Genomic DNA, 18,750 nt, shown 5'->3' with positions numbered 1-18,750 from the left:
CAGTTCCGCGCCATCGCCACCCGCTTCGACAAGCTCGCCACCCGCTACCGCACCGGCCTCGTCCTGGCCTCACTCATCCTGTGGCTCCGCGAACCCCAGACATGATCATTTGTCAGACACGGCCTAGGGATCCTCCCGTAACCGCTGGTTGAGTCGCGTGACCGAGGCTCCGGACTGCAGGGCCCGCAGTCGGATATCCGCGCGACTCCCGCCCGACAGCTGTGGCAGCCTGCGGACATGCCAGAGCTGCGAGAACATGCAGGCCGTCACTACGCCGTCCAGTTCCACTACGCCTTGCCCGACGATGCCTGGGTCGTCGAGCTGAGCGAGGCCGTGCCCGCGCCGGCCACGTGGACGGAGATCCACAACGCGGCGACCTACCTGCCCGGAGCTGCCTTCCTGGTGGCGTTCGTCCCCGACGAGGACCCGAGTCCGGAACCGGCCGTCCACATCCACAGCCATGGCGAGCACGTCATCCCGTACGAGATCATGCGCTGGTTCATGGAGCAGGTCACCGGGCAGGTCGAACGCTGTCGCGCTGCCCACGCGCAGGAGGAATCCTGAAACGGTATCTGCGCTCGTCGCCGGGTCACCACCGATCCGGCGCCTCTACGGACGATCCGCAGCAGTCGCTGCCCCTCGTCGTCATCGATCTTACGGACACGCACACGTTCAGCCGCCCGAGCACCGTGGCGCGACGCGTCGCCCGGCCGGGAACCCGGCGACGCGTCACCTCATCGCAGCGCGTGCCTATCTGATTTAACGTCATACACAGGTGATGCCGTCCATGCGCTCCCGGAGCAGGTCGGCGTGGCCGTTGTGGCGGGCGTACTCCTCGATCATGTGGACGTAGATCCAGCGGAGGTTGACGTCCTGCTCCATGAAGCGGCCGGTGTCGGTCAGGGCGCGGTCGGCGCAGAGCTCGCGGGCGCGGGCGATCTCCGTCTGCCAGGTCGCGAGCGCGTCGTGCAGTGTGGCGTCCTCGGCCAGTTCGAAGCCGCCAAGGACCGTGCCCTTGTGAAGGGGTGCGCAGCTCCCAGAGAGGCCAGCCTCCCACTTGGCCCCTATGACTGTTGCTGTCGCCGACCACCGCGTCATCTCTGCGGTGTCGGCCTCTGCCTGGAGGGCCGCTGTCACATCCAGCACGAAATCCGCAAGCGTGTCCAGATCGCCGAACTCCACATCAACGTTCCGAAAGGCCAACCGACAGACGCGCGATCGTCCACGCAAAGCAACGCCCCCACGTCGCTGCACAGTTGCGCTTCGCGTGCGCCCACGCCGCCGGGCTCTCCTACGCCTGCGAGCAGGGCTCGTGAGGACGCACAGGGTCAGCCTGCTTCTCGCACTACGATACGTTCGCAAGATCGCAAGATCGCACGAACGCACGTGAAGGACGACACCATCTTGTCAGGCCCGCTCCCCGCTCCGTCGCCGTCCAAGCCGTCCCGCCCCCGGCAGGCGATGCCCTGGAGGGCGTGGTGGCGGACGCACGGCGTCCGGGTCGGCCTCGTCGCGGCTGTGCCGGTGTGCGGGCTGGTCTGGCCTCGGCTGGGCGCGGCCGCGCTGATCGCAGCGGTGGTCGTGCTGTGGCGGGGAAACCCGTGGCCTGCGGTCGGGAAGGCCGTTGCGACGGTCGTCGCCACGGGTCTGCTGGTCAGCGTCCTGCCCGGCTCCCCGCAGAACGAGGGGCAGAGCCCTGCGGCGGTGGCCGACCCGACAGGGGCCTCATGGACGGCGGCACCCTCCGCGCCATCGGTCCCGACGGGGACGAGACGACCCCTCCAGGACTACCGGGGCAGGAGCCTCGACCTGGCCTACGGGCGGGTCGTCCGCACCGGGGCAGACGTCACCTTCCATGACGCGTCCGACGAGGGGCAGGACATCGCATTCTCTGCCCGGTCGTTGTGGAAGGTCTGCTTCCAGACGGAGGGGGGGACCGACGCGGACCCCACGGTCGACTTCGGCGCCGTCCGCAGCGGCGACCCGTGCCCGAAGGAGGACGGGGCTCCCATCCCCCTTCCTCGGATGCCCGAACTGGTCTGGAAGGCATGGCCGAAGGCCCGTCAGGAGGTCGTCGCCCTCGGAGTGCCCGCCGACCACGTCTGGGCACAGGCGGCCTACGCCAATGACACGCTGCCGGACAAGGGGGAGTACGACACCTGGCGGGTGTGCGCCCACGACCCGGCCGAGGGGGAGCCGGTGCGCGTCGGCACGTACGTGACGCTCTTCCTGTCGTCCCGTGACAACGGCTGCCCGGACCCTGACCGGGGGACGGGGACCTCCGTGGACCTGCCGGACCGGGACGGCGACGGCGACCCGGACTACCTCGACCCCTTCCCCGGCGACCGCAACCGCAACACGACCTTTCCCCACGGGGTTCCCCGGGACTCCGGCGACTCCGGCGGCGGCTCCGACGGTCATGGCTGGAACCCGTGCCACCACACGCGCTGGTGCTGATGCGAAGCAGTGCTGCCCCTCCCAAACGCTGGAGCCGACGACTGCCCAGCGTCCCGGCTGCGCCCAACTTCAGTCGCATGAGGGCCTCGACTACCGGGTCGGCCAGGCGGTCCCGGAGGGCTCGTGTCGCCTCTGAGGGCGGGTTCGGCAGACGAAGAAGTTCGGCGTCCATCCGAGGTGTCGGCCCCTGCAGGGGCTGATCCAGCCCCTGGCGGTCTTCCGGTTCGGCTCCTACCGGTGGCAGACCGGCGGCGACGCCCGGCGGGCCCGCGAGCAGGCAGACGCACGAGTGCCTGCTGCGATCAGAGCGGTCCATCGGTGCGGTTCATGATGCGCCTGTCCTCGACGCTGTGGAGGATGTTGTTCAAGATGCGGATCCGGCCGGACACGGCACGGGAAGGCAGTCGCTTCTTTCAGGATCTCGATGCTCTGCTGCTGTTCACAGATCTCCTTGCGCAACCGCTTGAACTTCTCGCGTTCGGCGCCGGTCAGCTCACCGGAATCGCCCTCACCCCGGTCCGCCTTCGCCCGGTGGTAGCAGCCGCGCAGGGACTCCGAGCTGATCCCGGGCTCCCGGGCAACTGCGGTGACCGTCTCGCCCGAGGAACCGACGGGCGCGATCGCGTCGTGCTTGAACTCCTCGGTGTACCGCTTTGTGTCCCCGCTCCCCGCCTGATGCTGCTTCCTCTAGAACCTCAAGATCCCAGTCTCCAGGTGTCCGCGATCAAGGGAACGCTTCAACGTGGCCGGAGAAGGGAGAAGTCGGACCCCAACCTGATCCACCGGACCGAACTGGGCTGTGTGGACGTGCTGCTCTGTCGACGCTTACGCAACAGGTGCGGGGGTGTGGGTACCGGCAGCGCCTCGAGCAAGTGCCCGCCGTGCCCGTGCGAGTCTGCCGATTGCCTGGGCCAGTTGACCGGGCGGGAGGGTGTAGGGCAGTCGGATGTTGCGTTCGAACGCGCCGCCGATCCCGAAGCGCGGTCCGGCTGCGATGGTCACTCCGTAGTCCGGCGCGATCGCTGCCAGCCGTGAGCTGATGGGGTCAGGGAACGTCGCCCACAGCGTGACGCCGCCGACGGGTCGAAGGGACCGGACCTCCGGCAGGTGCTCGGCGAGTGCTTCGCAGAGTGCGTCGCGTTGCGATCGCAGTTGTCGGAGTGTGCCAGGGCGCCGGGTCCGGTGCTCGTTCAGGAGTACGGCCGTGGCGAGCTGTTCGACGACAGGGGTGCCTAGGTCCGTGGCGTGCCGGGTCTGCTGGACACGTTCCAGGAGGGACGGCGTCGCCCGGATCCAGCCGATGCGTAGGCCGCCCCAGATGCTCTTGGAGACCGAGCCGATGCTGATCGCGGTCGGCATGTGCAGCGCGAAGGGTTCCGGGTCTGCCCCGTCCAGGGCCAGGTCGGTCATCGTCTCGTCGACTACCGTGGGGCAGGCGAGCCTGAGTCCGGCGCGGACGCCTGTGGGCATGCAGAGCCCCGTCGGATTGTGGAAGTCGGGTATCAGATAGGCCAGATTCGCGCTGCGGGCCGCTTCCTGGAGCTGAGCCGTGTCCCAGCCCGAGGACGTCACGGCGACCGCCAGGAGCCGGGAACGCGCCTCGGTGAACGTGCTGATCGCGTGCGGATAGGTCGGATGGTCGATCAGGACCCTGTCGCGTGGGGACAGGAGGGTGCGCGCGAGAAGAGCGAGCGCGTGCTGCGCGCCGTTGGTGATCAGGATGTGATCGGGGGCTGTGGGCAGGGAGCGCCGTCGGTACCAGCCGGCCACCGCTTCACGCAGCTCCGCGATGCCGTACCGGTCGTAGCCGTGCCGCTCGAAGTGCCGCGGCAGCTGTTCGAGCGCGGTGGCGAACGCCGTGTGGAGGATCTCGACCGGCGCGGGCGGAGCGGCGAAGGACAGGTCGATGCCCGCCGAGCCCGCGGCGCTCCTGCGCTCGGGCGGCGGGTCATCGGGCAGCCGCACCGTCGCCCTGGCGCGTGCCCGTGCGGCGAGGTATCGCTGATCGACCAGAGTGCGGTAGGCCGCGCCGACGGTGGTTCTGCTGGTGGAGAGCGCGGTGGCCAGGTCACGCTCGCCCGGCAGGGCCGACCCGAGAGGGATGCGTCCGTCCAGGACCAGGAGCCGCAGCCTGTCGGAGAGGCGCTGATGCGCCGGCCCGGGCCCCTCCTGCCATGGCCCCAGCATGCGTCCTACCGCGTGCGCACTGATTTTCACCGCGCCAGCATAAGCAATCTGGCTATGGAATCGAGGTCCAGATACTCGCAGGCTTGCCGCATGGCATCTCCTGCTTCCGCTGGACACGCCCCCGTCCAGGTGGGTCATGACCAGCCCGTACTGACGCGGTTGAACGCGCTCGCCCAGATCAGGGCCGGCCGCACGACACGCCGCGTCCTCCAGCTCGTGATCGGCCTGGTGGGGTACGGGGCCGCTGTGATGACACTCGTCCGGTCCGGGCTGGGAGCAGCCGGCTGGAACGTGCTCACCGAGGGCACCGCCGCGACTCTTGGTGTCTCGTTCGGGTGGGCAACCAACCTGATCTCCCTGCTGGTGCTTCTGGCATGGATTCCGCTGCGAGAACCGCCCGGCCTCGGCACACTCCTCAACGTCGCCGTCGTCGGCTTCGCCGCGGATGCCACCGCAGCCGTCCTCCCCCGCCCGCAGGGGACACCCACCGAGATCGCGTACCTCGTGCTCGGCCTCGTTGCTCTGGCCTTCTTCGACGCGCTCTACCTCGGTGCACAGTTCGGATCGGGCCCCCGCGACGGCATCATGACCGGACTTGTCCGGCTCACCCGCCTGCCCATCGCTGCGGTGCGCACCGGCGTCGACGTCGCTGTCGCCGGTGCCGGCTGGCTCATGGGCGGAACCCTCGGGGCCGGAACCGTGCTCGTCGCCCTGTGCACGGGGCCCCTCGTGGGCTACTTCCTCCCCCGGGTAGTAGTTCGCCTGCCCGCCGTCGACGCAGACGGACGACACACCCGGTGAACGCGAGTCCACCATCGCTGCACCGGAACGCGCCGCTTTCCCTTGAAGGCGGACAGCGACCGGCTCAGTACCCCTCGGCGCATCCGACCATCCCCATCATGAGAGGACGGACATGACGCTGCTCCTTGCCCAGATCAGTGACCTGCACCTGGACGGCAGTGAGAGGGCCACCCGGCGCGCCGAGCGCGTCATGGACCACCTGCGGGCCCTGCCCCGGCCGGTCGATGCGGTCCTGGTCACCGGGGACATAGCCGATCACGGCGAGGAGGCCGAGTACGAGCAGGCAGCCCGCATCCTGGCGGCCCCCTTCCCGGTGCTCACCTGCCCCGGAAACCATGATGTGCGCCCGGCCTACCGCAAGGCCCTCCTCGGAGAGGCGCCCGACCACGCGCCCGTCAACCGGCTCCACGACATCTCCGGGACCGCCGTGCTGATGTGCGACTCCACCATCCCCGGTCGCGACGAGGGACGTCTCGACGCCCGGACGCTCGACTGGCTGGACACCACTCTCGCCGGCCTGCCACGGGACACCCCGGCACTGATCGCCTTCCATCAGCCGCCGGTCGAACTCCACCACCCGCTGCTCGACTCTATGATGCTGGAACAGCCCGGACAACTGGCCGCCCTGCTGGAGGCGCACCCACAGGTGGTCGCCGTCCTGACCGGACACGCCCACACGGCAGCCGCCTCGACCTTCGCAGCCCGTCCCCTGATCGTCGGCCCAGCCGTCACCTGGACCCTGAGGATGCCCTGGGAAGGCGACCACCCCGCAGACCGGGACCAGCCACCCGGCATCGCCTTCCACGTCCTGGACGACGACCGGCGCCTGACCACCCACTACCGCGTCGTGCTCTGAGTCCGCCCGCTCGACCCGGAGCCGCAGTGGTCCACCACCATGCCGTACGGCGGCTTCCAGCCGGGGGTCCTTTCGTGGCCCCCCGCCGCGCGTGCGAGGAAGCGCTGCAGGCGGTGCGGGCCGCGGCGGCCGGTCGCCTGGGCCGGGGTCCGGCAGTCAGCCCGTTCGACCTCCATGAGCAGGGCCTGGGCCGTCCGGCGGAAGGCCTGCCGGGTCTCGCCGGCGGGGGAAGCAGTCGGCGACCAGGTCCATGACCTCCCGGAGAGCGTCGTGCCATGCCTGTTGCGCTACGGTGGCGTCTGCGGCCACCGCGTCGTGTGACACGTCGTCACACGCGATCATGACGCCGGTGGCCGTATCCGCGTCCGCGACCGGCTCCCGCCCCGCCGGCCAGCGGTGACGCGCTGCAGACCACGAACTACAGCTGCCGTGCCGGTGCCGCGCCGCACCACTCGGTGAGTGCCCGCCGGACCTCCTCGTCCCTGTCCTTCGGCCGCTGCTCAGATGTGGCCCATGCGATGTAGGCGTCCGGTCTGACCAGGACGGTCCGCCTGCTCGGGCCGGCCACGGTTGCGAACTCCACTTCCGCAGCCCACTCCTCGGTGATCGCAGCAGGCGGTGATGCGTCCGCGGGTGCGGCGAGCACGAACCGCCGAGTACGCAGCGCTTCGTACAGCCGCCGCCCGTCAGCCAGCGGAACGTCGGGGGCGCGTCGACCCGTGAGCGGATGTGCGCCGGGCGGGGCGGGGTAGGAGATGTCGATTCCGGAGATCGCTCCGGCCAGCCGCGAGGCCAGCGGAGGCAGGCGCAGCACTGTGCGCGCGGACAGGTCCCGAAGACCGCACAGTGCCCGCGGCGTGGTCAGCACCCCGCGCAGCAGGGCACCGCTCATCCGCAGCACCCTGTGCCCCACCGGGTGGCGCTCGGTCTGGTAGGTGTCGAGGAGGGCGTCCGCCGCCCGCCCGCGCAGGACGGCCGCGAGTTTCCAGCCAAGGTTGGCCGCGTCCTGAAGGCTGGTGTTCAGACCCATGCCGCCGGCGGGTGAATGAACATGGGCTGCGTCCCCGACAAGGAAGACCCGGCCGAGGCGGTAGCACGGCGACTGACGTTCGTCGCTGTGGAACCGGGAGAGCCAACGCGGATCGTGCATGCCGAAGTCGCTGCCGAGCGCATGCCGTGCGGTCCGACGGATCTCGTCCAGACCGACCGGTGCGCCGTCGGGCGCCTGGTTGCGGCGGTTCCATGCCATGACACGGAACCAGCCGTCCCCGAAGGGGACAACGATGGCGAAGGCGTCGCCCACCGCTCCCACGGTCGGAGGGGTCCGCGGCGGATCTGCCAGCCGGACGTCCGCAAGCATCATCGATCGCACCGCAGAGCGGCCGGGGAACGGCAGGCCGAGCGACCGGCGCACCATGCTGTTCCTGCCATCGGCGCCGACCACGTAGGCCGCCCGCAGGGTCTGTGCGGTGCCGTCCGTGGCCAGCACCTCCACGTCGACGCCGGTCCCGTCCTGCCGGAGCCCGAGCGCCTCGCAGCCCTCGCTGATCTTCGCGCCGTGGGCGCGTGCGCGTTCGCGCAGCACCCGCTCGGTGTTGTACTGCGGCGTCACCAGCACGTGGGGGTAGCGGCTCGGCAGCCGCGACAAGTCGATTCCCAGGAACTGCAGGACCGGATTGCGGATACCGGTCGGGAGCAGTTCGTCGGCAATCGCGCGGGCGTCCAGCTGCTCCATGGTCCGCGCATGCACGGCGAAGGCTCTGGTGAGCGCGGAATCCTGCCTGCGCCGTTCGACAACGGTGCAGTCGATGCCGGCCTCGGCCAGGTCACCCGCGAGGAGCAGCCCTGCCGGACCCGCACCCACGATCAGCACGTTGTTGTCCGACCCCAATGTGTTCTCCTGCGTGCCGGTGGATTTCAGCGACGGCGCCGTTCCTTTTGAGCAGCGTCGCCACGGTGCGGTTTCTTCTTCGCGACCGCCGGTGTCTTTTCACGACGCCGTGAGGGTCGTCCGCGTACCTCCCGGCAGCCGGTTCGGACGTTCCTTGAACGTCCTTCTCCTGATCTCTCGAACGTACCTCGGTCAGGCGCTCGACGCGCGGCGGCACGTTCGGCCGATGGGGCTGGGGCCTTCCCCTGAGCGGTGGACGCGCTGGTACCGGAGCTGCCCGATCCGGAGGAAGCGGGAACACCGCCGAGGGCGACGAAGGACTGCTCGGAGGAGTTCAGGGCGGAGCCGTGGCCTTGGTGGCGTCCCTGGCCGGGGCGACCTGCAGTGGCATCGCCGCCGGCCCGGGGAGCAACAGGAACACCTTGCGGAACCGGGTGCTGGGGGACCGTCCCGGACGCCGCCCGGGCGCAGGACGGCAGCCCTGACCCAGGGGTGCCGCACAGTCGGGCGGACCTCGTGCGTGCGCCGGCCGGGCGGTGCCCAGGAGGTCGAGCGGACGGGTGAAGGGCGTGCAGGAGGCATGGCCGACGCCCGTGCCGCCGCGGGTGCCTGCGGGCTGCTTCCGCACGATCGGCCGCGGGGCGGGCACCGCCGCGGTGTGCCTGACCGCGGTCTGCCTGATCCCGGACCGTGCGGCGAACGGCCATCCGGCGGGAGGGCAGCCGCGGCGGCCCGAGCGCCGTCAGGGCCTGCCCACCCTCTCGTCCGCCGACCACCTGCGTCCGACCGGGAGATGGCCCAGCCGCGCTGGGCTACCACCGAGGGGATCGCCTGGAAGGGGCGCCGCTGCGGCGGCGACCCCATCGACCCCTTCCCGCCTCGCGACGAGGTGCACCGCTCGGCCACGGAGGTCGCGGCCCGGTTCGACCGTCGCACATCGCCCCGGCGCGGGCCGGCCGCCCAACACGCCGCCGTCGGCGTCCGCGCGCGGGAGGAGGCGCGGGGGCGGCGGGAGGAGGCCTTCGCTCGCCTGCCCGAGCGGTGCATGCGCGCGGCCGTCGTCCACGCGGCCGGCGTCAGGCCGACCACGGGTGGGCGGTGGGCGGTGCGCCCGGACGTTCCCGTCCCACCGCCTCCGTGTCCTGGACCGAGGCTGGGCGTCGACCCGGGACGTTCGACGCCGCCCGGGGTGCGGCCTGGCGCCAGGGCTGCCTGTACCCGCTGCCGCAGCCTGCGGGAAACCGATTTCCCGTCGCTGGATGCCCTTCCGTGCCGCACGCTGTGCTCCGTCCCCGGCGGTCACGCCCCCGGCGGGGAGGCGAAGTAGTCGCCGAGCATCTCGGTGGTCCACGCGGCCTGCCGCACCTCGCCCCGCGGGCCGAAGTCGGTGAACCAGGGCTTGATGTCGAGAACGGGTGTGCCGTCCACCGCATCGAGTTCCTCGACGTGAAGGTCGAGTCCGTCGACGTCGATCAGGCGGCAGCGTGAGACGCCGAGCCAGTTCGGACGGTTCCAGTTGCGGTGGCTGAACACGCCGACCTCGGGCCAGTCCGGGTTCCCCCTGGGGTGTTGCACCCCTGGATTCAGGTCGGCCGGGTCCGCCAGGTGGAAACGGAAAACAATCTCCAGATGGGAGAATTCCTCCAGTCCGGCCACGGAGTCGGTCGTGAACCTGTCCCCGTCGATTCGGATGACCGATCTGGTCCTTCCCCATTCTCCATTCGTTGATCCGGTCCTCCCTTCGACAAAGCCGACAGGGGTGACCTCGAAGGATTCGTTCTGGGCCATGACGTCATCCTGAATTCAAAGTGCGGAGCCGTGGTGTCCGGACTGCGGTGCGGTGCGGCGTTGCAGGACGGATCGGAGGTTCGCGGGCCCGTGTGACCGGTGCTGTTCGGCCGCACCGGGTTCGCAGGACGAGGATAACCCCCCGGGTCGGGAAGAACCGGACGGCGGCTCCTGTCCTGACGGACCTTTCTTCAGTCCGAATCCATCGGCGTGATTCCGAAGTGATCGCTTCGAGGGCTTCGAGGGCTTCAGGGGCTTCGGGGCGCGCGCCGGTGGGCGTGGGGTGCCCGCCGGCCCGCCCGGCTCGTCCCCATGTGCTGCCCTGTCCCTCGCTGGCTCGCCGACCGCGGTGATCCCGGCGGGGGAGACTCCCTCAGCCTTCTGACGGGGATGCCCCCATCGGCCTTCTGGCCTGCGAAGGACTTCTCCCAGCCGGCCGCGACAGGGGACGCGGACGGTGCCGCCGGCGCCGGGATCGGCGTCCACCCCCTGTTCAGGACGTCGCCCGGCGGCTCCCGCCCTCACCTTCACCCCGGCACGCAGACCTGCGGCACCCTGTCGCGCGGGATGCGCGCCTTGGGCGCACGCCTCATCTGGGTTCAAGGAGCACCTGCGCACGTTCACGCGGATCGGGCTCAGTCCTGGCCGGGCCGGTGGCATCGCGCGTGGCCCTCGTCTTCGCGAGCAACGGATCGGGACCAGGCCTCACAGCCGGCGGCGCAGGAACGTCGTGGCCGCGGGCTGAGGAGTTCCGGGGCAGTCGGAAGCGGCTGGCCGGACCCGCAGGAAACGAGTCCGGCCATGAAGTCCGACGCGCGACCGGCCATCCCGGCCGACTGGAATGTCGTCGCACCGGTGACGGGCCGGCCCGGACTTCTCGCACCACTGCGGCCTGCGGGCTCACCCGATTGCCGGGACCTTGAAAAGCCCCTGCCCGGGAGAAATCCCACCGGCGTACCTCATACGCCGCGGTAGACGAGCCGGGTGAAGAGGTCCGGGCCGATCAGCCCCTGCCCCCACGTTGCGTCGAAGGGCCGGGTGGGCCGGGCCGCGACGGCCTGTTCCATCGTGAGGCCCCTGCGCTTGAGACCGGCGACGCGGTCACGGATGGCGACGAGCATGTCGCGGAACCTCACCAGATCGGCGCGCCTTCCGACCGGCCCGTGCCCGGGGACGACGATCGTGTCGGTGCCCGCCATCGCGATGTTCTGGTTTGCGCTCCGGATCATCCCGTTGATGCTGCCGCCGGTCTCCCAGTCGATGAACGGATAGAGGTTGTTCCAGAAGGTGTCACCGGTGAACAGCACGTTCGCCCTGGTGACATAGGCGGAGAGGTCGCCGTTGGTGTGGCCGGGGCCGTACGGGCGCAGTCGCACCGACCGGCCGTCGACGGTGAACGTCCTCTGCGAGGCGACGGTCACCGTGGGGCGGGCAGCGGCGGCGACCGGGGGGAAGGTGTGCGCCCACTCCACCACCCGGATGCTCCGGCTCAGATCGCGCAGGGTGTTCGGGGTGGCGATGATCCTGGCGCCGTGCTCGTGGACCCACCTGTTTCCGCCGGTGTGGTCGAAATGCCAGTGGGTGTTCACCAGGTACCTGACGCGGGAGGCCCCGAGCTTCCGCAGGGCGCTCTCCATCTTCCGGCGGGAGACGGCCACGCCGGCGTCCACCATGACAGCGCCGCCGCGGCCCGGCAGCACGCCGATATTACCGCCCGACCCCTGAAGCATGTACACGCCGCCCCGAAGCGGCGTCACGGTGATGGGGTCCCGGACGGCAGCGGCGTTGATCACCTCGTAGGGGTTCTTCTGCTTCTTCGGCGCGCCCGGAGACGGATTTCCGGCCGACGCGAACGCCCGCGGCGAATCGATTGCGTGGGCGCCGGGGGAGTGTGTCCCGCCCGATGCAGGGGCGGGTGACGAGCCCAGTGCGCACACCGCCAGGACGGCGGCGATTGCAGCCTGACCAGGGGTCTTCATTTTCCGCTTCATGACGGAATTCCTTCTTCCTGCCTCCGGTGCCGGCATTCGACGGCTCCGCGGGAAACCGAACATGACTCATCGGTCTGCGGCTCAATCGCGCGAAACGCGTCCGGACCTTTGTCTGACACGCTAACAGCGGCATGCTATTGCCGCAGCCGGACTCCGCGATCTTGCCGACCCCGGTCTTTCGTGCCGGTCCGCCGGTTTCTCCGGCGGCCCTTTTCTGCTGATCAGGCCGGTCACCGGGGGTCCGAGGGCCCGGGTGCCGCACCGGGCGGGCGCCGGACGCCACGCTCCCGACGGACGGCAGCGCCCACGGAGGCCGGGCACCGGCGCTGGTCCACCGGCTGTATCCGCTCCGGACTTCGCAGTCCACGTGGTGGTCGGAGCCGGCGAGGCCGGCGCCGTTGTGCCGGCGGCACCAGGACGTCTCCTCCAGCGCGTCGATGACGAGGTCGGCGCAGAGGGCAAGGTGACGACCTGTCAACCGGTGCCCGTGCGGGAGAGGACGTCAAGGACGAAGGCCGCGCAGACCCGGCCGGAGAAGGTTCCGAAGGAGGTGATGTCGGCGGCAGCAACCGGTTGGGGGAGCCCGCGGTGAACAGTCGCTCGACCAGGCCGGCAGACCGGTCGGCCCCGAGGACGGGGCCGGTGGCGCCTGGGCTCTGGCCCGGACCACCCTGCGCGGACCGGTCGCGCCCATGAGGCGCTCGACCGTGCAGCAGGTCGCCTCGTGTGACCTGCGCGCAGGAGGGCGGCGTGGACCCTGCGGACCCCGTGGTCGGCCCGGTGGGTTCGGTGGAACTCCTTCATGGCCCCTTCGTCCCGCGGTCTCCGGTCGAGGGCTGTCGGTTGCGGAGGCGCAGGAGGTGCTCGGTGCGGCCGGCGCATCCGCTCCGAAACGGTGGACATGGGACCGTTTCCAACTTGCCTGGACAAGCGGCCAGTTGGTGCGCGGGTGGGGTCCGGGAAGGGGTGAAGCTCCTGGTGGACGGGTTGTCGACCAAGAGCAACCTGTCCGCCCGGACCGTCACGTGCTTGTCCACCCATTGGGGGATCGACCTGTCCAGCTCGACCCTGCGCCACCTCTCCCGCCTGCTGTCCGCCCGGCGCCTGGAGCTCGGCACGCGGTGGCGCCGGCCGAGCGCCGACCGGCAGGCCCTGCTGGTCCTGGCCCACCTGCGGTGCGGACACACGCCCCCAGCCTTCGGCCGGGAGGGACTCCCAACGCCCGGCTCGCAGTCGGGTTCGGCCTCGGGATCGCCACCGTCCACCGCTCCATCGCGGAGGCGGTCGGGGTTCTGACCGCCGTCGCCCCGGACCTGACCCCGGCCACCCGCGCCGGACGCAAGGCGTTCGTCATCCCCATACCGGCGGCGGCACCTGTCGGCCGCCGGCTGTGGGGACTGCTCGTCCACGGGACGAGCTCAGCCCGCGCATCTCGCCCACTGCCGACCAGCACGACCCGGTCAGTGCGACCGAACCCGCCCTCACCGAGGCCGAGCCCCGGACGGAGTCGCACCCGCCGACCGCGCCCCATGCGACGCCTACGGTGCGATCCAGCCGCTGATCACGATCGTTACCGGCAGCGGCAACCCGTTCCGCCTCCTCCGCTTCGAGCCGCCTGTCACCCCCCGCCTTGAACGGCGGCACATGGGCACCCGGGTCCGCACCCCGGGCCGGAACGGTTCACGCGAACGCGGCTTCGGCTCCCCGACGTACGAGAAGCTCCTCCTCGAGCGGATCCCCGGCGCCCTCGACCTGGTCCGCGATGCCGAGCACCACCGGATCGAGTGCAGCACGGTCCGGTCGCACGAGGCGCCGGCCCGGAACCGGCCCCACGACGTCCTTAGCGGCCTCGCGAACCCCCGCTCTTCCTCAGCTCTCCCGAGCCCTGTCAGCTGCTTGACGCTGGACAGACGGAAACGTGGAGAACTCCCATCCTTCCAGCTCAGCGGTCACCTTTTTGCGTCACACCATCGGCGCCGCGGTCATCGGGCGGTGGATGCGGCTCCGGCGCGCTGAAACGGGGACCGGCGGCTAGGGTTGCCCGAAGGACGGGTTTTCCCCTTCGCGGCTCCTCATCATGTGGCTCGCGCAGCAGCAGTGCGAAAGGAAATCAGTCATGCCCTTCGCCACCGCCGACGACGGTACGCAGATCTACTACAAGGACTGGGGCTCCGGTCAGCCTGTCGTCTTCTCCCACGGTTGGCCGCTCACGGCGGACGCCTGGGATCCGCAGATGAAACTCATGGCGGACAACGGTTTTCGCGCCATCGCGCACGACCGGCGCGGGGGCGGGCGTTCCGGGCAGCCCTGGGACGGCAACAATCTCGACACCTACGCCGACGACCTGGCTGCGGTCATCGAGGCGGAGGATCTCCACGACGTCGTTCTGGTGGGTCACTCCACCGGCGGCGGCGAGGTCACCCGCTACATCGGCCGGCACGGGACGGGACGGGTCGCCAAGCTCGTCCTCCTCGCTGCGATCCCCCCGCTGATGCTCAAGACGGACGCGAACCCCGAAGGACTGCCGCTCGAGGTCTTCGACGAGATCCGCCGGGGTGTGGAGACCGACCGCTCTCAGTACTACCGGGATCTGAGCGCGCCGTTCTACGGGGCGAACCGTGAGGGCTCCACCGTCACGCAGGGAACCCGCGACGAGTTCTGGCTCTGGAGCATGACGGTCGGCATCAAGGGTGCGTACGACTGCATCAAGGCGTTCTCCGAGACCGACACCACCGAGGATCTGAAGAAGGTCGACGTTCCCACACTGATCGTCCATGGGGACGACGACCAGATCGTCCCCATCGTGGCTGCGGGGGAGAAGTCGTCGAAGATCGTCAGGAATGTCGAGTACAAGGTGTACCCGGGCGCACCGCACGGTCTTGCGATGGTGCCGAAGTACGCCGAGATCTTCAACAAGGATCTGCTGGACTTCGTGCGCAGCTGACGTGGACGAGCCCGCCACGGCGACGACGGTCGCATGATGGGTGTTGTCCGTCAGCGGGCCTTTCAGGGCGGATCCCAGACGGGTGAGGCAGGGGGGCGCTGGAGAGTGGGCAGAACGGACGAGGCTTCTGGGCTGTTGAGCGAGGTGCCTGACATCCCTGCTCGATGGCCGGGGAGCGGGGACCTCCCGGACGCTGCCCGGCAGGTACGACCCGGCCGCGGCACGTCGGCCGCCGAGGCCGTTCCCGCCCTCGAGCGGCCAGGCCGCGGACGCTCGCCGAACGGCCGCACGATCCTCACCGCGTGCTGACCAAGAGAGACGGTCGTGCGGCCTGGGCCTCGCACCGAGACCCAGGCCGCCCGGCCGTCCCGGGCATTGCTACGTGTCGTCAGTCCGCGGTGTGTCTGGTGAAGTCGGCCTCGCGTCGGCATCGCGCGGTCGGCGACCAGCCATCGGGACTGGCGAATGTGCGGGGCCCGGTCCTTCTCGGCGGTCGGACAGCGGGTGCGGAACGCTCCGCAGGACACCCTGGCCCGGCTCGGCGCCCCGGACCGTGTCCGTCGTCACCGTCCGCACCGCCCCGAGCACCGCGGCGATCGGATGCACGCGTGGGGCTTCCACTCCCCAGGGCCTCCGGTCAGGAGTACACGAGCTTTCCCTCCGACCACGCGACCTCGCCGCCCTTCACGACGTACGCGCGCAGGGTCAGCGGGGTGTTCTCGGTGATGTTACCCGATGTGCAGTCGGTGTACGGAGAGTTGTGCCCGGCGGTCGTGGCTTGCCGGAAGGTGCCGTTCAGGTGGGCCTCGATCCCGTAACCGTCGGCCAGATCGTCCGACGCACAAACGGTGTCTCCGGTTCCGGGACCGTAGACACCGTGGGGGTCCGCGTACCAATCCACCGACCCTGCGTACACTCCGTCGTTGTAGACGGTGATCGTGTAGTCGCCGTTGGAGTAAGAGTAGTAACTGAAGGTGAAAGAGGGAGCGGCGGAAGCGGGTCCGGCGTTCGTCAGCGTCATGCCGGCTGCGAGAGCGAGTGTTCCGGCGAGTGCGCCGAGCCTTGCTTTTGTGCGAGCCATTTCGAGTGTTCCCCTCCGAGATGCCCTGCGTGAAAGGCACAGTCTGTGGCCTTGTCGCGATCTTGTCAACGACGTTCATGGCTGCCGTACAGGCTGCTCAGAGGCCCTACTGCGGCGGGAGTTGGGGCTGGGGTTGGGGGCCAGGGGTGTTGCAAAGTCCTGTGATCTCGTGAGTGCGTTGGTCAGGCGATGCCCAGGAACTCGAGCGGGCGGGTGAAGGGCTCGTAAGAGGTGTGGCGGAGGCCGGCGGCGATGTTGTGGTGCCCGGCAGCACGGAGGGTGTTGACCGCCAGGTTGCGCAGGGTTGCCATGTTCTCGGGTCCGTGGCCGGTGCGGATCTTCGAGGCGTCCTCGGCGAAGGTGGTGTCGCGGACGAAGTGGAGCCGGTTCTCGATCGTCCACTCCGACCTGGCGAGTCGGCCGAGCCGCTGGGGCGAGGCCTGTTGCGAGGTCAGGTCGGTGATCGCGTAGACGGTCTGGCGGCTGACGGTGCCGGTTTTGAGGTCGGTGCGGTGGCGCAGGATGCGCACGGCCTGGACGGCGTGGGGGAAGTCCAGGCCGAGGTCGGTGACAGTGAGGGCTCTGGTCACGCGGGTCTCCTTGGGGCCGTGCGCGACCTCCCGGTCGTAGCGGCGAGCGGTGACGTCCTTCTACGGCAACGCCCGTAGCCTCCGGTGCAGATCAGGCTGGTTGGCCTTGACCACCAGCAGGTAGTGGGCCTTCTTCTCTTCCACCAGGAAGCGGAGGTGGCTGCGCTGGGTGTGCAGGGCGTCCGCCGTGACCGTGACCCCGGCCAGGTCGTAGGGCTCCAGGAGGGCGGCGAAGCAGGTGATCTCGTTGGTCTTGCCAGGTACTCGCAGCCGGGTGACGGTCCGGCCGTCGCCGGCCATCGCGGCGAGCAGGCGGGCGGCGGATGAGGTGCTGTGCCGGGAGCCGCGGGCGGTCTTGCCGTCCACGGCGATCGAGTCCGAGTCGGCGGGATCGGCGCCGGTGAGATCTGCCAGTCCGCCCGGGCAGACCAGGCCGATGACCCGCCGGATCGTGGCGGCACTCGGCCCGACGCGTACACCCAGTGCGCCCACGACCCGCGCGCCCAGCCGGGCCAGGGCGTGCTGCGGAGCGTTCGCCGACCACTGGCCGATGGCCGCATACGAGCGCGCGCCGGCCACCACCGTGGAGGCGGCGACCAGCAGCACCGCCACGAACGGGTGACGCACTCCTCGCCGCCGACGCGGGTCCGGCAGCAGCCGCAACCGCTCCACCAGCAGTCACCCTGCCGGAGGCGGAGGACCGGGCGCAACCGAGCAGGGCGGCAGCCAGGACCCGGTCAGCCCGACCGCGGTCACGGTGCGGCCGAAGACGGCCGGGAGCACGGACCGGGCGTGGGTGTACCACCGCAGGATGAGGCCGTTGCCAGGGTGGACAGGCATCACCGTCACCTCCTGCGCGCACGCCGTCGCCGACGGGGCGGCACCAGCGAGGCCGGTGCCGTCCCGGACGGCCGACTGGGCATCAGGATCCTCCCTGACAGAGCAGTTGGTCGACCAGGTGGGCCACCGCGTCGTCGTCGTTGCTCGGCAGGAGCCGGTCGGCAGCGCTCCGGACGGCTTCGTGGGCGTTGGCAGGGGCAGCACCGAGGCCTGCGAGCCTGAGCATCCCGCGGTCGTTGAGGCCGTCGCCGACGGCGGCGGTCTGGGCGAGGTCGAGGCCGAGGTCCGCCGCGATCCAGGCCAGCACACCGTGCTTGCCGGTGCCGCGCGGACCGAGTTCGAGGAAGTGCGGCCCGGACGCGGTGACTTCGGCGTCAAGTCCCACCAGCTTCTGCACCGCCACGACGAGCTGGGTGCTGATCACGGCGAATGGACAGGCCAGCAGCTTCACCACCGGCCGTGCCGACACCACGCCGCGGCGCCGCTCGACCCCGTTCCAGTGCCTGGCCAGCTCCTCCGGGAAGCCGGGCTGGACGATCGTCCCGTCCAGCAGGTCGAAGGCCAGCGCCCAGTCCGGGTGCGCCTCTTCGAGGACGGTCGCGATCCGGTGCTGCACTCCGGGGTCGAAGACCAGCTTCCGGCTCGGCCGGCGTTCGCCCGGCCGGAACACCAGCGCCCCGTTCCCGTGCGCCCAGTAGGCCGAGGGCGGGATGCCCGTACGGATCGCGGCCGGCACGTCCCGCGGGGGACGGGCGGTGATCACCGCGACGGTGAGGCCGGCCGCGACCGCCCGGCCCAGCGCGTCCGACACCGCGCCGGGCAGCACGCCGTCGGAGTCCAGCAGTGTGCCGTCCAGGTCGCAGGCGAGCAGTCGGTAGCCGTCAGCCATGATCAGCCCTCGGGGGTTTCCGGGAGGAAGCGCAGGGTGAGCCGGGCCAGACCCGCGCCGGTCACCACGGCCTCCACCTCGGCGGTGCCGGTGCGCCGACGGATCGTCGGCTCCGTGCCGAGCGGCACCCAGAGCCACTGGGTGTCGACAACCGCGCACCCGAGGACGTGCTCGCCCTTCACCCGGGGGATCAGGTCGGAGAGCCGGGCCGGGATGTCGTGGACGTCGACCGAGGTGACCGTTCCGGACGCACCGAATCCCAGCCAGACCATCGTCCGGAAGGACGTCCGGGTGGCGTCCGACCCGTCCGCGCCCGGGAGCAGGTCGGCGGAGAAGCGCCGTCGCCCCTCGTCCCATTCCGCCTCGGACGTGCAGAGTCCGGCCGTGCTGGTGTGCGGTTCCACGGTTCCACTCCTGTCGGTTGCAGTTCGTGCA

Annotated in this window: 12 protein-coding genes and 6 pseudogenes; 7 read left to right on the top strand and 11 right to left on the bottom strand. The window is 70.4% G+C overall.

Features of this window, described 5'->3' with window-relative positions; all coding sequences use genetic code 11:
- Both LO771_RS26880 and LO771_RS26875 read left to right on the top strand, forming a co-directional pair.
- Positions 1 to 105: pseudogene (locus LO771_RS26880) on the top strand (IS5/IS1182 family transposase); the annotation flags it as partial.
- 132 nt (positions 106 to 237) lie between these two features.
- Positions 238 to 564 carry a hypothetical protein gene (locus LO771_RS26875; protein ID WP_230747304.1) on the top strand — a complete coding sequence of 109 codons (327 nt, stop codon included), beginning with the start codon at positions 238 to 240 and terminating at the stop codon, positions 562 to 564.
- A gap of 5 nt (positions 565 to 569) precedes the next feature.
- Here the strand turns inward: LO771_RS26875 and LO771_RS31505 are convergent.
- Together LO771_RS31505 and LO771_RS26870 are read right to left on the bottom strand one after the other, a co-directional pair.
- Positions 570 to 668 (bottom strand): annotated as a pseudogene (locus tag LO771_RS31505) (helix-turn-helix domain-containing protein); the annotation flags it as partial.
- A 97-nt stretch (positions 669 to 765) separates the two neighbouring features.
- Positions 766 to 1,002 (bottom strand): annotated as a pseudogene (locus LO771_RS26870) (DUF664 domain-containing protein); the annotation flags it as partial.
- A gap of 402 nt (positions 1,003 to 1,404) precedes the next feature.
- Here LO771_RS26870 and LO771_RS26865 point away from each other — a divergent pair.
- Positions 1,405 to 2,457 carry a hypothetical protein gene (locus tag LO771_RS26865; RefSeq protein ID WP_230747303.1) on the top strand — a complete coding sequence of 351 codons (1,053 nt, stop codon included), beginning with the start codon at positions 1,405 to 1,407 and terminating at the stop codon, positions 2,455 to 2,457.
- Between the two features lie 231 nt (positions 2,458 to 2,688).
- Here LO771_RS26865 and LO771_RS31745 read toward each other — a convergent pair.
- Both LO771_RS31745 and LO771_RS26860 read right to left on the bottom strand, forming a co-directional pair.
- A pseudogene (locus LO771_RS31745) lies at positions 2,689 to 3,102 on the bottom strand (transposase); the annotation flags it as partial.
- 180 nt (positions 3,103 to 3,282) lie between these two features.
- Positions 3,283 to 4,674, bottom strand: coding sequence for a PLP-dependent aminotransferase family protein (locus tag LO771_RS26860; protein ID WP_230747302.1), 1,392 nt, complete (start codon positions 4,672 to 4,674; stop codon positions 3,283 to 3,285).
- Between the two features lie 129 nt (positions 4,675 to 4,803).
- Between LO771_RS26860 and LO771_RS26855 the strand changes: the two genes are divergently transcribed.
- Complete coding sequence (locus tag LO771_RS26855) at positions 4,804 to 5,445, top strand: YitT family protein (RefSeq protein ID WP_230747301.1); 642 nt, start codon at positions 4,804 to 4,806, stop codon at positions 5,443 to 5,445.
- Between the two features lie 112 nt (positions 5,446 to 5,557).
- Positions 5,558 to 6,301 carry a phosphodiesterase gene (locus tag LO771_RS26850; RefSeq protein WP_230747300.1) on the top strand — a complete coding sequence of 248 codons (744 nt, stop codon included), beginning with the start codon at positions 5,558 to 5,560 and terminating at the stop codon, positions 6,299 to 6,301.
- Positions 6,302 to 6,719: 418 nt separating this feature from the next.
- On the opposite strand, the gene LO771_RS26845 is transcribed toward LO771_RS26850, so the two are convergent.
- From LO771_RS26845 to LO771_RS26835, 3 genes are all read right to left on the bottom strand, one after another.
- Positions 6,720 to 8,192 (bottom strand): FAD-dependent monooxygenase, encoded by a 1,473-nt coding sequence (locus LO771_RS26845; RefSeq protein ID WP_230747299.1) that lies wholly within the window; start codon positions 8,190 to 8,192, stop codon positions 6,720 to 6,722.
- Positions 8,193 to 9,491: 1,299 nt separating this feature from the next.
- Positions 9,492 to 9,980 carry an SAM-dependent methyltransferase gene (locus LO771_RS26840; RefSeq protein ID WP_230747296.1) on the bottom strand — a complete coding sequence of 163 codons (489 nt, stop codon included), beginning with the start codon at positions 9,978 to 9,980 and terminating at the stop codon, positions 9,492 to 9,494.
- A gap of 959 nt (positions 9,981 to 10,939) precedes the next feature.
- A complete protein-coding gene (locus LO771_RS26835) occupies positions 10,940 to 11,773 on the bottom strand; it encodes an MBL fold metallo-hydrolase (RefSeq protein WP_230747295.1) in 834 nt (277 codons plus the stop codon).
- Positions 11,774 to 13,000: 1,227 nt separating this feature from the next.
- Here LO771_RS26835 and LO771_RS26830 point away from each other — a divergent pair.
- Both LO771_RS26830 and LO771_RS26825 read left to right on the top strand, forming a co-directional pair.
- Positions 13,001 to 13,326: pseudogene (locus tag LO771_RS26830) on the top strand (IS5/IS1182 family transposase); the annotation flags it as partial.
- 761 nt (positions 13,327 to 14,087) lie between these two features.
- Positions 14,088 to 14,915, top strand: a complete 828-nt coding sequence (locus LO771_RS26825) for an alpha/beta fold hydrolase (protein ID WP_230747294.1) — start codon at positions 14,088 to 14,090, stop codon at positions 14,913 to 14,915.
- Positions 14,916 to 15,552: 637 nt separating this feature from the next.
- On the opposite strand, the gene LO771_RS26820 is transcribed toward LO771_RS26825, so the two are convergent.
- From LO771_RS26820 to LO771_RS26805, 4 genes and pseudogenes are all read right to left on the bottom strand, one after another.
- Entirely contained in the window at positions 15,553 to 15,936 is a 384-nt protein-coding gene (locus LO771_RS26820; RefSeq protein WP_230747292.1) for a hypothetical protein, read from the bottom strand.
- Positions 15,937 to 16,178: 242 nt separating this feature from the next.
- Positions 16,179 to 17,198: pseudogene (locus LO771_RS26815) on the bottom strand (ISAs1 family transposase).
- A 310-nt stretch (positions 17,199 to 17,508) separates the two neighbouring features.
- Positions 17,509 to 18,315 carry an HAD family hydrolase gene (locus LO771_RS26810; protein ID WP_230747291.1) on the bottom strand — a complete coding sequence of 269 codons (807 nt, stop codon included), beginning with the start codon at positions 18,313 to 18,315 and terminating at the stop codon, positions 17,509 to 17,511.
- Positions 18,316 to 18,317: 2 nt separating this feature from the next.
- Positions 18,318 to 18,719 (bottom strand): hypothetical protein, encoded by a 402-nt coding sequence (locus LO771_RS26805; RefSeq protein ID WP_230747288.1) that lies wholly within the window; start codon positions 18,717 to 18,719, stop codon positions 18,318 to 18,320.
- Positions 18,720 to 18,750 lie beyond the last annotated feature (31 nt).

The sequence above is a fragment of the Streptacidiphilus sp. ASG 303 genome (assembly GCF_020991365.1).
Classification (GTDB): Bacteria; Actinomycetota; Actinomycetes; order Streptomycetales; family Streptomycetaceae; genus Peterkaempfera.
This window is presented reverse-complemented; position numbering and strand designations above follow the sequence as displayed.

What these genes read in the sequence shown, in the direction of transcription:
- LO771_RS26850 (WP_230747300.1), top strand. Translation starts at nt 5,558, where the DNA reads ATGACGCTGCTCCTTGCCCAGATCAGTGACCTGCACCTGGACGGCAGT.
- LO771_RS26820 (WP_230747292.1), bottom strand. Translation starts at nt 15,936, where the DNA reads ATGACGCTGACGAACGCCGGACCCGCTTCCGCCGCTCCCTCTTTCACC.
- LO771_RS26875 (WP_230747304.1), top strand. Translation starts at nt 238, where the DNA reads ATGCCAGAGCTGCGAGAACATGCAGGCCGTCACTACGCCGTCCAGTTC.
- LO771_RS26840 (WP_230747296.1), bottom strand. Translation starts at nt 9,980, where the DNA reads ATGGCCCAGAACGAATCCTTCGAGGTCACCCCTGTCGGCTTTGTCGAA.
- LO771_RS26810 (WP_230747291.1), bottom strand. Translation starts at nt 18,315, where the DNA reads ATGGCTGACGGCTACCGACTGCTCGCCTGCGACCTGGACGGCACACTG.
- LO771_RS26825 (WP_230747294.1), top strand. Translation starts at nt 14,088, where the DNA reads ATGCCCTTCGCCACCGCCGACGACGGTACGCAGATCTACTACAAGGAC.